This window comes from Enterobacter sp. CFEC122 (assembly GCF_052983755.1).
Genome location: NZ_JBRIQR010000017.1, coordinates 109,203 through 123,944 on the forward strand (window position 1 = coordinate 109,203; position 14,742 = coordinate 123,944).

12 protein-coding genes and 2 pseudogenes are annotated in these 14,742 nt (G+C 52.7%); 7 read left to right on the top strand and 7 right to left on the bottom strand.

Annotated elements, in window-relative coordinates:
- Positions 1-21 precede the first annotated feature (21 nt).
- Together ACVCAM_RS14010 and mgrA are read right to left on the bottom strand one after the other, a co-directional pair.
- Entirely contained in the window at positions 22-363 is a 342-nt protein-coding gene (locus ACVCAM_RS14010; protein ID WP_008501589.1) for a DUF2502 domain-containing protein, read from the bottom strand.
- Positions 364-490: 127 nt separating this feature from the next.
- Positions 491-1,489 (bottom strand): L-glyceraldehyde 3-phosphate reductase, encoded by a 999-nt coding sequence (mgrA, locus tag ACVCAM_RS14015; protein ID WP_055321755.1) that lies wholly within the window; start codon positions 1,487-1,489, stop codon positions 491-493.
- Between the two features lie 185 nt (positions 1,490-1,674).
- Here mgrA and ipdC point away from each other — a divergent pair, with 185 nt between their 5' ends.
- On the top strand, positions 1,675-3,333 hold the full coding sequence (ipdC, locus tag ACVCAM_RS14020; protein WP_039266818.1) for an indolepyruvate decarboxylase: 1,659 nt from the start codon (positions 1,675-1,677) through the stop codon (positions 3,331-3,333).
- Here the strand turns inward: ipdC and ACVCAM_RS14025 are convergent, their stop codons facing one another.
- A complete protein-coding gene (locus tag ACVCAM_RS14025; RefSeq protein WP_055321754.1) occupies positions 3,334-4,569 on the bottom strand; it encodes an ion channel protein in 1,236 nt (411 codons plus the stop codon).
- Between the two features lie 205 nt (positions 4,570-4,774).
- On the opposite strand from ACVCAM_RS14025, the gene glk reads away from it, so the two are divergent.
- On the top strand, positions 4,775-5,740 hold the full coding sequence (gene glk, locus ACVCAM_RS14030) for a glucokinase (protein ID WP_008501585.1): 966 nt from the start codon (positions 4,775-4,777) through the stop codon (positions 5,738-5,740).
- Between the two features lie 35 nt (positions 5,741-5,775).
- Here the strand turns inward: glk and ACVCAM_RS14035 are convergent, their stop codons facing one another.
- Together ACVCAM_RS14035 and ACVCAM_RS14040 are read right to left on the bottom strand one after the other, a co-directional pair.
- Positions 5,776-6,507 (bottom strand): LytR/AlgR family response regulator transcription factor, encoded by a 732-nt coding sequence (locus ACVCAM_RS14035; protein ID WP_055321752.1) that lies wholly within the window; start codon positions 6,505-6,507, stop codon positions 5,776-5,778.
- A gap of 3 nt (positions 6,508-6,510) precedes the next feature.
- Entirely contained in the window at positions 6,511-8,217 is a 1,707-nt protein-coding gene (locus ACVCAM_RS14040) for a sensor histidine kinase (RefSeq protein ID WP_023325822.1), read from the bottom strand.
- Positions 8,218-8,603: 386 nt separating this feature from the next.
- On the opposite strand from ACVCAM_RS14040, the gene alaC reads away from it, so the two are divergent.
- Positions 8,604-9,842, top strand: a complete 1,239-nt coding sequence (alaC, locus tag ACVCAM_RS14045) for an alanine transaminase (RefSeq protein ID WP_008501582.1) — start codon at positions 8,604-8,606, stop codon at positions 9,840-9,842.
- 52 nt (positions 9,843-9,894) lie between these two features.
- Here the strand turns inward: alaC and ypdK are convergent, their stop codons facing one another.
- Positions 9,895-9,966 (bottom strand): membrane protein YpdK, encoded by a 72-nt coding sequence (gene ypdK, locus ACVCAM_RS14050; RefSeq protein WP_099458937.1) that lies wholly within the window; start codon positions 9,964-9,966, stop codon positions 9,895-9,897.
- Positions 9,967-10,323: 357 nt separating this feature from the next.
- Positions 10,324-11,244, bottom strand: coding sequence for a kdo(2)-lipid IV(A) palmitoleoyltransferase (gene lpxP / locus ACVCAM_RS14055; RefSeq protein ID WP_094944639.1), 921 nt, complete (start codon positions 11,242-11,244; stop codon positions 10,324-10,326).
- Positions 11,245-12,033: 789 nt separating this feature from the next.
- Between lpxP and tssB the strand changes: the two genes are divergently transcribed.
- The 4 genes and pseudogenes from tssB to ACVCAM_RS14075 all read left to right on the top strand — a co-directional run.
- Positions 12,034-12,531, top strand: coding sequence for a type VI secretion system contractile sheath small subunit (tssB, locus tag ACVCAM_RS14060; protein ID WP_008501580.1), 498 nt, complete (start codon positions 12,034-12,036; stop codon positions 12,529-12,531).
- A gap of 32 nt (positions 12,532-12,563) precedes the next feature.
- Positions 12,564-13,826, top strand: a pseudogene (gene tssC, locus ACVCAM_RS14065) (type VI secretion system contractile sheath large subunit); the annotation flags it as partial.
- Positions 13,827-14,042: 216 nt separating this feature from the next.
- Positions 14,043-14,447, top strand: coding sequence for a hypothetical protein (locus tag ACVCAM_RS14070; RefSeq protein ID WP_071789000.1), 405 nt, complete (start codon positions 14,043-14,045; stop codon positions 14,445-14,447).
- A gap of 78 nt (positions 14,448-14,525) precedes the next feature.
- A pseudogene (locus ACVCAM_RS14075) lies at positions 14,526-14,742 on the top strand (GIY-YIG nuclease family protein); the annotation flags it as partial.

Genomic DNA, 14,742 nt, shown 5'->3' on the forward strand with positions numbered 1-14,742 from the left:
GCCGTGGAGGCTCCTTTTTGATTAGTGATGATGGCCGTGACCATGACCTTTGCCGCGACCCCAGCCGCCGCGACGGTCGTCACGATCGTTCCAGCCTTCACGGTAACCGCGCTCATAGGCGCTGTCTTTATACCAGCCGCGGTGTCTGCCGTTATCATGTTTCCACCAGCGATCGCCGCGCCACTCATAGTGACGATGCCAGTAATCACGGTCGCGCCAGTAGCCGCCGTCCCAGTATCTGCCGTAGTCGTCACGATCGCCAATTTGTAATTTTACTGATGGCAACAGGGTGATTTCGCCCGCAGTGGCGATCAGCGGCGCCGAAGCCAGTAATACCGCTGCAAGAATCAGTGACCTGAACATACTCTTTCTCCTTCACGATCGGGGCCTTTGTTGGGCCTGTTAACGCAATTTTACGAGTTGGTAAAGCGTCGTATCATCGCCTCAACTCCGAATTCCTGGGTGAGAGCACTTTTTGCTAAAAGTGATGTTATATTGAGCTGCTCAGGATCGCGTCTATACGGGCCAACTCTTCTGCAGAGAAATGGCGGTTTGCCAGCATCCCCACGGCGTCATCAATCTGAGCCGCTTTACTTGCCCCAATCAGCACCGACGTCACTTCCTCATGGCGTAATACCCAGGCCAGCGCCATCTGGGACAGCTTCTGGCCGCGGCTTTCTGCCAGGGCATTCAGCTTCCTGACTTTCTCCAGCTTCTCTTCGGTGAGCTGATCGGGTTTAAGAAACTGACTGCCGCTTGCCGCGCGTGAGTCTGCGGGGATGCCGTTCAGATAGCGATTGGTCAGTTGCCCGCCGGCCAGCGGCGAGAAGGGAATACAGCCGACTCCCTTTTCCTGCAACACGTCCAGCAGCCCCGCTTCCGGCGCACGTTCAAAAAGGGAGTATTTCGGCTGGTGGATCAGGCAGGGCGTCCCGAGGTCATTAAGGATATCAATCGCCTGGCGAGCCAGAACAGCCGGGTAGTTGGATAATCCGACATACAAAGCCTTCCCCTGACGCACCACATGGTCAAGCGCTTTCATGGTTTCCTGCAGCGGCGTTTCCGGATCTGGCCGGTGATGATAGAAGATATCCACATACTCCAGCCCCGTGCGCTTCAGGCTTTGATCGAGGCTTGCCAGCAGATATTTACGTGACCCCCAGTCGCCGTAAGGCCCCTCCCACATGGTATAACCCGCTTTGGTGGAGATGATTAGCTCGTCGCGCCAGGGCAGGAAATCCTCCTGCAAAATACGTCCGAAATTACGTTCGGCCGATCCGGGGGGCGGGCCATAGTTGTTGGCAAGGTCGAAATGCGTAATGCCCAGATCGAACGCACGCTGTAAAAGTTGACGGCTGTTTTCGATAAGGGTGGTGTCACCAAAGTTATGCCACAGCCCAAGCGAGATGGTAGGCAACCTGAGTCCGCTTCGCCCGCAGCGGCGATACTCCATTGTCCTGTAACGATTTTTGTCCGGCTGATAACCCATTTTCGTGACCTCTGGCGCTGAAGTGAAAAATCAGTGTATGCGTTTACATTTTCGTGAAAAAAAGCAGCATAGCGCAGCCTTTTTTGTAAAGCATTCTTTCCATGCCCTTCTTATCACCAATTCTGGACAGCCATCACGCTTATTTAATACTCAAGGTGAGGTCAACATTAGAAGGATACCTGTTCATGCGTACCCCATACTGCGTCGCCGATTACCTGCTGGACCGTCTTACTGATTGTGGAGCCGATCATCTGTTTGGCGTGCCGGGCGACTATAACCTGCAGTTTCTCGACCATGTGATAGACAGCCCGGATATCTGCTGGGTGGGCTGTGCCAACGAGTTAAACGCTTCTTATGCCGCTGACGGATACGCCCGATGTAAGGGCTTTGCCGCGCTGCTGACGACATTTGGCGTAGGAGAGTTAAGCGCCATGAACGGCATTGCGGGCAGCTTCGCCGAGCACGTTCCGGTCTTGCATATTGTAGGGGCACCGGGTACGGCATCACAGCAAAGAGGGGAGCTGCTGCACCACACGCTTGGCGACGGTGAGTTTCGTCATTTTTATCATATGAGCGAACCGATCACTGCTGCACAGGCGATCCTGACCGAACAAAACGCCTGTTATGAAATCGACCGGGTGTTAACGACAATGCTCCGGGAGCGTCGCCCCGGCTATCTGATGTTGCCTGCCGATGTGGCAAAAAAGGCCGCCACTCCCCCTGTAAACGCTCTCACGCTCAGGCTTCCACATGCCGATAGTGCCTGCCTGAAAGCATTTCGGGACGCCGCAGAAAACAAGCTTGCCAGGAGCAAGCGTACTGCGCTGCTGGCCGATTTCCTTGTCCTGCGCCACGGCCTGAAGCATGCGCTACAAAAATGGGTCAAAGACGTGCCGATGGCACACGCCACCATGCTGATGGGCAAAGGGATATTTGACGAACGTCACGCCGGATTTTATGGCACCTACAGCGGTTCAGCGAGCGCCGGTGCGGTAAAAGAGGCGATTGAAGGGGCGGATACCGTACTGTGCATCGGCACGCGATTTACCGATACCCTGACCGCCGGCTTCACGCATCAGCTCACCCCGGCACAAACGATAGAAGTTCAGCCTCATGCCTCACGCGTGGGTGATCTCTGGTTTACCGGCATCCCTATGCTTCAGGCAATCGAAACGCTGGTGGAACTGTGCAAACAGCACGTGCACGAGACGCCCGCGCAGTCTTCTCAAAGCGCGATGGCCTACCCGCAGCCGGATGGCTCGCTGACGCAGGCGAATTTCTGGCAAACGTTGCAGACATTTATTCGTCCGGGAGACATCATTCTTGCGGATCAGGGCACCTCGGCCTTCGGCGCGATCGACCTTCGTCTGCCGGCTGACGTGAATTTTATCGTCCAGCCGCTGTGGGGATCGATTGGCTATACGCTGGCGGCAGCATTTGGCGCGCAAACGGCCTGCCCGAACCGGCGCGTGATTGTCCTGACGGGGGATGGCGCGGCGCAACTTACTATCCAGGAGCTTGGCTCGATGCTGCGGGATAAACAACACCCCATCATTCTGGTCCTGAACAACGAAGGGTACACGGTGGAAAGAGCGATCCACGGGCCTGAGCAGCGTTACAACGACATTGCGCTATGGAACTGGACGCAAATCCCGCAGGCCCTGAGCCTTGATCCTCAGGCCCAGTGCTGGCGGGTCAGTGAAGCGGAGCAGCTGGCGGACGTCCTTGAGAAAGTGGCACACCACGAGCGGCTCTCGCTGATTGAGGTGATGCTGCCGAAAGCCGATATCCCTCCGCTGCTGGGGGCGATCACCAAAGCGCTGGAAGCGCGCAACAGCGCCTGATTATTTGTCGTTTCGCCAGGCCATCATCATCGGTTTGCCCGCCAGCAGGAGCCAGGCGGGCAACATCACGATGCAAAGTAACGGGATGAGGGTGGTATCCGGTACCACCACGGCGGCCATGAAGAGGCTCAGCCAGGCATCGCGCGTGACCACCAGCACCAGCCCCAGAATCGAGCAGGAAACGGTAATCGCAGCCGGAACGGCATCGACATGCTCGTGCAGCATCAGCCCCAGCGCAACGCCGACAAAGACCGCCGGGAAGATGCGTCCACCACGGAAACCGCAGGCGGCCGCCACCACCAGCGCTGCCAGCTTGATCACGGCAAACAGCAGATAGTCGGAGACGCTGAACACCTGGCTGAAGGCCAGCTGCTGCATCTCGTCCAGTCCTTTAAACAGCGTCACCGGCCCGCCGATCGTACCTAAAATACCCAGAACCAAACCGCCAGCCCCCAGAATCAGCACCGGGTGTTTGAGTCTGTGCATCAGCCGGTGCAGGCGTGGAAGACACCATACTGCCACCATGCCCAGCGCAATGGCGATGGCGACGACGATGGCGCCGCTGAAGATATCGGCGATTTGCATCTGGCCGTAGTGGGGGAGAGAGAGTGAAAAATGGGGATGGAAAAACAGGCTGGTCGTCAACGCTCCGGCGGCTGCGGCCATCAGTGGGGCAAAGAGCTTGTCCCACAGCGGGACGTCGTTATTGCTGCTGAGCGTCTGCGAAAAGATCAGTGCGGCAGCGACGGGCGTGCCGAAGAGCGCCCCGATGGTGCCTGCGGAGGCGAGAATGGTCCAGTCCAGCGCGCCAACGCGGGGCAAAATGCGTGAACCAAGAAAAACCGCCAGGCCAATGTTCACGGCCATAATCGGATGCTCAGGTCCCAGACTAACGCCTCCAGCCAGACCGATAATCAGCGCAATGATTAGCCCTGGCAACGCCGAGGGGGCCACCGGGGCACCGATCAACGGTTCCAGTGCCGGATCGGGGCCAGCATGACCTGGACTGAAACGGATCACCAGGCCCACCGCAATACCGGTTAACGTCAGCATCCCAACGATCCACGCAGGAGAGTCAGCGGTGACGCCCAGCCCTGCAGGAAGCGCGTTCCATAATAGTGTTTGCAGCACCGACGCGACTTTCATCACGACAATAAGGACCAGACTTGAAACCACGCCTATGATGAGCGCCGGAATTGCCAGCAACAGCATGGTTCTGGCTCGCGGGTGAAGCATGATGATTTCCTTGTACAAAACGGTATTACGTTACTTTGCACATTAAGCCTTATGGCAATAGTGCAAAAGGTGCTGAAACGGTAAAGTTATTCTGTGACGAAGATCGATAATCCATGGGCATTCACCTTCCGGTCGTTGTTGTTATCACGCCTTGAATTTACAGTGTCCCAAAGATTTATTCTGACTTTAGCGGAGCAGTAGAAGAATGACAAAGTATGCTTTGGTAGGCGATGTGGGCGGCACGAATGCGCGCCTTGCATTATGCGATGTAAATAGCGGTGAAATTTCCCGGGCGAAAACCTATTCCGGTCTCGATTATCCAAGCCTTGAGGCCGTTGTCCGCGTCTATCTGGAGGAGCATCAGATAAGCGTCGAAGATGGCTGCATCGCCATTGCCTGCCCGATAACCGGCGACTGGGTCGCCATGACCAACCATACCTGGGCATTCTCCATCGCCGAGATGAAAAAAAACCTCGGCTTTGCGCATCTTGAAATCATCAATGACTTTACCGCGGTGTCCATGGCGATCCCGATGCTGAAGCCTGAGCATCTGATCCAGTTTGGCGGCGCTGAACCGGTCGAAGGTAAGCCGATTGCGGTTTACGGGGCCGGTACCGGGCTGGGCGTTTCACATCTGGTGCATGTCGCTCAGCGCTGGGTGAGCCTGCCGGGTGAAGGTGGTCACGTGGACTTTGCGCCAAACAGCGAAGAAGAGGGCATTATCCTCGAAGAATTACGCGCGGAGATCGGCCACGTCTCCGCCGAGCGCGTGCTGTCAGGACCGGGGCTGGTGAACCTGTACCGGGCGATTGTGAAATCGGACGGTCGTCTGCCGGAAAATCTGCAGCCGAAAGACGTCACCGAACGCGCGCTGGCGGACAGCTGCATTGACTGCCGTCGTGCCCTGTCGCTGTTCTGCGTGATCATGGGGCGCTTCGGCGGCAATCTGGCGCTGACGCTGGGTACCTTCGGAGGCGTTTATATTGCAGGTGGTATTGTGCCGCGTTTCCTGGAGTTCTTTAAAGCCTCCGGCTTCCGCGGCGGGTTTGAGGATAAAGGGCGCTTCAGAAGCTACGTGCAGGACATTCCGGTTTATCTGATCGTGCATGATAACCCAGGCCTGCTGGGGTCGGGTGCCCACCTGCGTCAGGTTCTCGGTCAAATCCTCTGACGCATAGCCCTCTCCCGCAGGAGAGGGCTTTTTTGTTACAGGTGCATGAGCTGGCGGAACTCTTTCACCTTGCTGCGGCTTACCGGCACCTGAAAATCCAGATCCTTCAGACGCAAGATATAGGTGTTGTTAAACCACGGTTCGATCTCGCGGATCTTGTTTAAATTGACGCAGAACGAGCGGTGGCAGCGGAAAAAGTGCGACGCAGGCAGCTTGCTGCAAAACTCGGTGATGTTCATCGCCATCACGTAAGATTCCCGTCGCGTATAGACAAACGTCATCTTTTCATGGGCTTCGGCATAGTAGATATCATTGACCGGCGTCACGATGATGCGCTCATCTTTGACCAAATTAATGGTGTCGTTTTCCCGTACCGTTGGGCTGGCGTTTGCAGGGGCGGTCTGCTGCTGCCACGCGGCCTCCAGCTTTTGCAGCATGCTGACAATCCGCGACTCCTGGTAAGGCTTAAGGATATAGTCAAATGCCTCCAGCTCGAAGGCCTCTACGGCGTGCTCTTTCCAGGCGGTAACGAAAACAATAAACGGCTTATGGGCAAACTGATTGATGTTTTGCGCCAGCAATACGCCATCCAGCGACGGAATATTGATGTCCAGGAAGATGGCATCGACCCGGTTATGCTGCAGAAACTTCAGCACGTCCAGACCGTCATCAAAGGTACCCACAATTTCCATCTGGCTGTGGCTGTTGATAAGCCAGGTTAGCTCCTGTTGAGCCAGAATTTCATCTTCTACGATGATGACTTTCATGGGTTACTCCACCTGGGGCAACAGTGATGTTGCCGAATGAACGGGAGAGCGCTCGTTCGGGACGTAAAACGCAATTTCGGTGCCCGGTTCAAGACGCTGAATATGCAGCCCGTCGCCGTAAAGCAGCTTGACCCGGTGGTGCACGTTCAGCAGGCCGATTTTATTTCCAGGCATCTCGTTAGACTCCACCCGCTCAATGACTTTTGGATCAATTCCGTGGCCGGTATCGCGCACGGCAATACGTACGCGGTTGCCGCTTTCGGTGACGCTGATGGTGACGACGCCTTTGCCTTTACACGGCTGAATGCCGTGAACAATCGCGTTTTCGACCAGCGGCTGGATAAGCAGGCTTGGGATCACGCAGTTGACCTCTTCATCAATATCGTAAATGACCGTGAGCTTGTCACCAAAGCGCGCCTGCTCAATCGCGATGTAGTCTTTAATCTGATACAGCTCTTTTTTGATGTCGATCTGCTCGTCATCTTTCAGCTCGATGTTGTAGCGTAGATAGCGCGACAGGTTAAAAATCAGCTGGCGCGCGGTGTCCGGATTAAGACGAATGGACGAGGAGATCGCGTTCAGCGCGTTAAACAGGAAATGGGGATTGATTTTGCTCTGCAGCGCGCGCAGCTCTGCCTTATTTGCCATCTCACGCAGTTGTTCCGCCCGGGATACTTCCAGCTGGGTGGAGATAATCTGCGACAGGCCGATGGCCATCTCCTGCAGCGTGGAGGTGATCTGATGCGCGTGGCAGTAATAAATTTTCAGCGTGCCCGTTACGACGCCTTTCTCCCACAGCGGAATCACCAGCATGGAGTGGATTTCCGGCGTTCGGTGGGCTTCATCATTGTTTTTAATAATGATTTTACCGTAGTTAATCGCCTGTCGGGTGGTTGGGCTGATGGTGTCATCATTATCGCGATAGTTGTGCTCCCCGACGCCAACGTAGGCCAGCACGTGGTCAATATTGGTGATGGCGACAGCGTCAGCGTGGATGTCATGGCGGATAATTTCGCAGACCTGACGCAACGACTCCGCGTTAACGTGGCGGAAGAGAGGCAGCGTTTTGTTGGCGATATCCAGCGCCAGCTTGGCCTGACGGGCGGCGCTGGCCTCTTTTTCCCCTTCAACGCTTTGCACCAGCAGCACGATAAAGCCGATGCACACGCTGCCCAGGATCATCGGAATACCGATTTTCGAGACGATATCCAGCCCAAGTTCGGTGGTCGGGGCCCAGACGACGACCAGAATCATGGTCAGCGTTTCGCACACCATGCCCGCCACGATCCCTGCGCGCCAGCGCTGTTTTTTCGGGATTTTGCGGCTGATCCAGCCGGAGAGCACCCCGGCGATAATGCTGGTAATAAAGCAGGGCACCGCCGTGACGCCGCCGATGTCAATCAGGTAGCGATGGGTTCCGGCAATCACGCCGGTGATGACACCCACCCACGGGCCAAACAAAATTCCGCCGGACATCACGGCGATAATGCGCACGTTAACCAGCGAACCCTCTACCGGCACGCCAGACCAGGTGCTGAACAGGGCGAACAGCGAAAAGATGGCGGTAACGGCCAGCAGCTCTTTTGGCGAGTGTGCGGATTTGTGCAATAGCTCGCGAAACAGGCGAATGCGAATGAGGAAAAACAGGCAAATCAGCATTAATGCCGCACGGTCAAAAACCGCCAGCAGCATAGTGAATATTTCGTGCACGAGTAGACCTGGGAAAACGGGAAAGAACCATGATAAAAAACCTGACGCGTGTTGACCAGCTATCCGTCAGGTTTATCAAATGAGGAAAAACCATAATTTCTAAAGGGGATTGTCTGTCGGTAACGGACACGTCCTGATTTTTTATAGCCTGCGTATCGTCAGGTAACCGTTTTGATATCATCCTGTTAAATAACAGCTATCAGAAAGCCAACCCTGAAACAGGGGCTTCCGCTTTTCGGCACCGCCGGGTTCCGGTTTTCAGGCGATCGCTTTTTTTTCACTTCCCTCTCGACAGCGTGATTTTTTTCAGGTTATTTTCTAAGCACGCCACATCGGTGGCAGCGTCGCTCGGACGGTCCGGGCGCTAACGTTAATCTGAGGAATCTATGGCTGAATTCAGTCCTGAACGCCGTTTTACGCGTATCGATCGTCTCCCCCCTTATGTTTTCAATATCACCGCTGAACTGAAGATGGCTGCGCGTCGGCGCGGCGAAGATATTATTGATTTCAGCATGGGTAACCCTGACGGCCCAACGCCACCGCATATCGTTGAAAAACTCTGCACGGTTGCCCAGCGTCCGGATACGCACGGCTACTCGACCTCCCGCGGTATTCCCAGATTACGTCGCGCGATCTCGCGCTGGTATCAGGATCGCTATCAGGTTGATATCGATCCGGAAAGTGAAGCGATTGTCACCATCGGCTCGAAAGAGGGGCTGGCACACCTGATGCTGGCTACGCTGGATCATGGCGATACGGTGCTGGTACCGAATCCCAGCTACCCAATCCACATCTACGGTGCGGTGATTGCCGGGGCGCAGGTCCGTTCGGTTCCGCTGGTGGAAGGGGTCGATTTCTTTAACGAACTGGAACGTGCGATTCGCGAAAGCTATCCGAAACCGAAGATGATGATCCTCGGTTTCCCATCGAACCCAACGGCCCAGTGCGTGGAGCTCGATTTCTTCGAGAAAGTGGTCGCGCTGGCGAAGCGTTATGACGTGCTGGTGGTTCACGATTTAGCCTATGCCGACATCGTGTATGATGGCTGGAAAGCGCCATCTATTATGCAGGTCCCGGGCGCGCGTGACGTGGCGGTAGAGTTCTTCACCCTGTCGAAAAGCTACAACATGGCGGGCTGGCGTATTGGCTTTATGGTGGGTAACAAAACGCTGGTGAGCGCACTGGCGCGTATTAAGAGTTACCACGACTACGGCACCTTCACGCCGCTGCAGGTTGCGGCTATCGCTGCTCTTGAGGGCGACCAGCAGTGCGTCCACGAGATTGCCGCTCAGTATAAGCGCCGTCGCGACGTGCTGGTAAAAGGCTTGCATGAAGCGGGCTGGATGGTGGAAATGCCGAAGGCATCCATGTACGTCTGGGCGAAAATTCCGGAACCGTACGCGGCGATGGGATCGCTGGAGTTTGCCAAAAAGCTGCTCCAGGATGCGAAGGTGTGCGTATCACCGGGCATTGGCTTTGGTGATTATGGCGACACCCATGTGCGGTTTGCCCTGATTGAAAATAGCGACCGCATTCGTCAGGCGGTGAGGGGCATCAAGAGTATGTTCCGGGCCGACGGGCTTCTCTCCTCGAAGAGCGTGGCTGAAAATCCCGCGTCATCATGACATAAAAAAACAGGAGCCAATGGCTCCTGTTTTTTTGACTGCATGTTCTTCACTAGATCATCAGGGCAAAGGTTCCGGCCCAGACTAAAACAATCACCGAAATGCCCATAAAGAAATATTTCACGTTTCATCGCTCCGCGTATCTTGTGGTACGCATTTAAAAACAGAGTCCACCTGATTATAGAGAACTGAAATCCGGTCAAAGCGGAAATGAGAATTTTCCCGTTTCGCCGCTCACTCCAGCTCAGAATTCTGTGCTTTCCTGTTGCCAGACGGCGCTAATGTACGCCTAAAAATGAGGGGTGACAAGAAGGATTTTTTTAAATAATTTCCGTCACTTACGAGTGTCGTGGAACGGCGACAGTTTGATTTCGCATCGCAATAAATTCACTTTGGGCGACGCAATGAAAAACGGTTTCTTAACGGATGACAGGTGATTGAAAAGGTTAGTTTCTTAGCGAAACTAACCTTTCTGAAGAGCTTAAATATAGAGCGAGGCTTCGCCAATAGGGCGGGTTTTGAAACGACGATGCATCCACAGATACTGCTCTGGCGCACGCATGATTTCAGTTTCGATGACTTTATTGATAAACGCCGCGGCTTCGCACTCGTTTTCAGGATAGTTAGCCATCTCAGGAGAGATGTGCAGACGATAGCCTGATTTATCTGCTTTTCTCACCATCGTCACGGTCAGCATGGAAGCGCCCGACAAACGAGAAATGACAAAGGTGCCGTTGGTCGTCGCAACATCTTTAACCGCAAAGAAAGGCGCAAAGCTGCTGCCTTTACGTCCATAATCCTGATCGGGGGCAAACCAGACGGCTTCACCTTTCTTCAGAGCCCCGACCATACCGCGCAGGTTATTACGGCTGATCATCGCCTTATTCGAACGCATGCGGCCACGCGTTTGTACCCACTCCATCAGCGGACTGTTGTGTGGTCGATAGGTCGCCATCATTGGCTGGCACAGGCCCATCACGCGGCCACCCAGTTCCAGCGACATAAAGTGAACGCCGACGACCATCACGCCGCGTTTTTGCATCTGTGCGCGTTTAAGGTTATCCAGCCCTTCCACGTCAAACCACTTGCGGACGCGCTCATCCGGCCAGAACCAGGCCATGCCGGTTTCAAGCAGTGCCATGCCGATAGACTTGAAGTTTTCAGCGATGAGTTTCTCGCGCTCTTCGGCATTGTAATGCGGAAAGCAAAGCTCAATATTTTTACGCGCGATGGATTCGCGGCGTTTCAGGAAGAAGCGGGAAGCGCTGCCCAGTTTCGACCCCAGCATACGCAGGACAGGGTACGGAAGTTGAACCAGCAGCCAGAGAACGCCAAGACCAAACCATGTAAACCAGTAACGCGGGTGTAAAAACGCGCGTTGAAATTTGGATTGAGACAAAATAGTAAAACCTATGTGAAGCCTGTAAAGGTAGCGCAGAGTTTGCGATACGACGTGCCGATAAGACCGTTCTTCAAGGTGATGGTTGCAGGCTTTACCGAACTTTACGGCGTTGCCTGGCCACTGCTGATTTGGGTGGGCGGCGTAATGTAGCACCGTTATACGATATGTGCTATTACTCGTTTTTGATTAAAAAAGCGGCAGTTAAGGAGGTGCTTGATTTTACAGATTTTATAGAAAGTCGCATTGAAAGCGTTTTTCCTGACTGAGCGGAGAGCAGAAGCCCTGGCGATCGGATGGAAGACGTAACGAAAAAGAATGGCATTGTTGAGTTACGGCAAATTAATCATTTCTCGTTTATTTCTTCCTTACCTAATAAATAAGAATTTTCTTTGTGAAAAATCTTATTTATTATTCATATCCTCAATGGAATAGTCGTCTTTTATCACCCACTTTTCTCTTCTTTTAATTGAACTGCAATAAAATATTGCAGTTCTTTCTTGTTTTTTGACATAGTGCCGTGATGCAAATCAAAATAAGATGTTTTTATTAATATCTCTCTGGCTGCAATCCCTTCGGCGATACAAATATTCGATTTGTGAGAAAAGAGTAGTTTCTTTTTCTGAGTTGATTGAGCAATTTGCGATAATGTCTTAGTGGAAAATTCTTAAGAAAATTCTTGTATCGGATAAATGATCTGTGTATTTGATTTTGTTCCGAACATTATTCTATTATTGCGCATCAAGAACGATACCGTGAAGTTGGCATAGCAAAACAAAGAGGGATGATTAGATGGCTGACAGTTTTCAGAACGAGGTGCCTAAGGCACGTATTAACCTGAAGCTTGACCTGCATACTGGCGGAGCAAGCAAGAAAATGGAATTACCCTTGAAATTGCTTGTTACGGGTGATTTCAGCAACGGGCAGGAATCTGCGACAATATCTGAGCGTGAAAAGATTAACATCACCAAAAATAATTTTGATAGCGTTCTTTCCGAATATTCCCCAAAAGTTAACCTGGCCGTAAAAAATACACTGTCTGACGATGGTGGTGAAGACAACATTCAGCTGACTTTCCAGAGCATGAAAGATTTCACGCCAGAGCAGGTGGCTGCCCAAATTCCGCAGCTGAAGGCGATGCTGGCGATGCGCAACTTGCTTCGCGATCTCAAAGCTAACCTGTTGGATAACCAGACTTTCCGAAAAGAGCTGGAAAAAATCGTTGTTGACCAGTCGCTTAGTGCTGAGTTGCGAAATGAACTGTCCGCACTGGCTTCAAAACAACCTTAACCATCATGCTGTTTTAACGGATTAATCAAGGAATGCTCATGTCTGTACAAAATAATATTGCTGGCGGGGAAAGCGTGGTGCTGGAACGTCCTGCTGTGGGTGGTGTATACGCCTCACTGTTTGAGAAAATCAATCTGAATCCTGTCTCCGAGCTGAGTGCGCTGGACATCTGGCAAGATGCACAGGCGATGTCCGATGCGACCGCTGACGAGCGTCTGACAGCAGGTATGCAGGTCTTTCTGGAATGCCTGACCAAGGCAGGCTCGAAAGTCGAAAAACTGGATAAAAGCCTGATCGATCACCACATCGCTGAGCTCGATTACCAGATAAGCCGCCAGCTCGACGCCGTTATGCACCATGAAGAGTTTCAGGCGGTTGAGAGCCTGTGGCGCGGCGTGAAGTCGCTGGTTGATAAAACGGATTTTCGCCAGAACGTGAAAATTGAGCTTCTGAGCATGTCTAAAGAAGAGCTGCGCCAGGACTTTGAAGACAGCCCGGAAATCATCCAGAGTGGCCTGTATAAACACGCCTATATTGATGAATATGATACCCCAGGCGGCGAGCCGATTGCGGCGCTGATTTCCGCTTATGAGTTCGATGCTTCAGCGCAGGATGTCGCTCTGCTGCGCAACATCTCAAAAGTATCTGCGGCTGCACATATGCCGTTTATCGGCTCAGCAGGCCCGAAATTCTTCCTCAAGGAGTCAATGGAAGACGTCGCTGCGATTAAAGATATTGGCAACTATTTTGATCGCGCCGAGTACATCAAGTGGAAATCGTTCCGCGATACGGACGACGCTCGCTACATCGGTCTGGTGATGCCCCGCGTACTGGGACGCTTGCCATATGGCCCGGATACCGTTCCGGTTCGCAGCTTCAACTATGTCGAAGAAGTCAAAGGTCCGGATCACGACAAATACCTGTGGACGAATGCGTCGTTTGCCTTCGCGTCCAACATGGTGCGTAGCTTTATCAATAATGGCTGGTGTGTACAGATCCGTGGCCCGCAGGCCGGCGGTGCGGTTCAGGATCTGCCTATCCATCTGTATGACCTGGGTACCGGCAATCAGGTAAAAATCCCGTCTGAGGTCATGATCCCTGAAACGCGCGAATTCGAATTCGCGAATCTGGGCTTTATTCCGTTGTCCTACTACAAAAACCGCGACTACGCCTGCTTCTTCTCAGCCAACTCCGCCCAGAAACCGGCTCTGTATGACACCGCAGATGCAACGGCCAACAGCCGCATCAACGCGCGTCTGCCGTACATCTTCCTGCTGTCGCGTATCGCCCACTACCGTGAGTGGCTGGACCTTTACTCCGCCTGGTGCTTTATCCTGCTCAAGACAGCAATTTGATGAGAGCACATTTTTTGGGCTAATTATCGCGCTTCTTTCATAGCGAAAACGGAATGAGTAATAATTTTTGGGGCTGTTAGCTATTCCGTTCTCATCAGAAGAAATAACAAAACTAGCGGGAAGCGGAACTCCAAAATAACAGAGTAAGTAACGAGTATGAAAAAGAGAGAATTAATCTTCCTTTTGGTCTCAGGAATTATTTTGACAACACAGGCCGATGCGGCACGCGGAAGGCAGCCTTGCTCAGGTTCAAAAGGAGGTATAGCGCACTGCACATCGGATGGACGCTTTGTCTGTAACGACGGGACTTTGAGTCAGTCGAAACGATTCTGTTCCGGGTATAGTCCCTCAGAAGGCAGCAATCGTTTAACACCATCAACTTCCTCCCGAAAAAAGCAGATGAAAAAGATAACAACTGCGAAAAAGCAGAAACAGCAACGCGTGACAGAAAACGACGAACCGGCCAGCACAAAAGCCCGACAGCCAACATGCGTACCCCTCTATATGGCCAACAAACCCGGATATACCCATTTACCGATTTGCTCAGGGAGTCAATATTAATAAGATATAGCAAAGATACCCTATTTGTTTTAAAGATTAAATAATCGGATTTATATGAAACAAGGAAATAAATAACATATGGCACGAAGGAAAAAAGATGACAATGCCGCAGGAATTATTTTGGTTGTTATCGGTGTAATTGCCTGGGGTATTTATGTCACGGTAAGAGCATTAATAAATTTTAATGAGCGATTTATCGAGTCTGTGTCTAATCCAGCAGGAATCATCAGTTTATTCTTTGGCTTACTGATAGCCGTTGCGTTGATAATGCGGGTTTTCATTTACCGGGGCTTCC

Coding starts and splice junctions, on each gene's coding strand:
- ACVCAM_RS14010 (WP_008501589.1), bottom strand. CDS start 363: ATGTTCAGGTCACTGATTCTTGCAGCGGTATTACTGGCTTCGGCGCCG.
- mgrA (WP_055321755.1), bottom strand. CDS start 1,489: ATGGGTTATCAGCCGGACAAAAATCGTTACAGGACAATGGAGTATCGC.
- ipdC (WP_039266818.1), top strand. CDS start 1,675: ATGCGTACCCCATACTGCGTCGCCGATTACCTGCTGGACCGTCTTACT.
- ACVCAM_RS14025 (WP_055321754.1), bottom strand. CDS start 4,569: ATGCTTCACCCGCGAGCCAGAACCATGCTGTTGCTGGCAATTCCGGCG.
- glk (WP_008501585.1), top strand. CDS start 4,775: ATGACAAAGTATGCTTTGGTAGGCGATGTGGGCGGCACGAATGCGCGC.
- ACVCAM_RS14035 (WP_055321752.1), bottom strand. CDS start 6,507: ATGAAAGTCATCATCGTAGAAGATGAAATTCTGGCTCAACAGGAGCTA.
- alaC (WP_008501582.1), top strand. CDS start 8,604: ATGGCTGAATTCAGTCCTGAACGCCGTTTTACGCGTATCGATCGTCTC.
- tssB (WP_008501580.1), top strand. CDS start 12,034: ATGGCTGACAGTTTTCAGAACGAGGTGCCTAAGGCACGTATTAACCTG.
- ACVCAM_RS14070 (WP_071789000.1), top strand. CDS start 14,043: ATGAAAAAGAGAGAATTAATCTTCCTTTTGGTCTCAGGAATTATTTTG.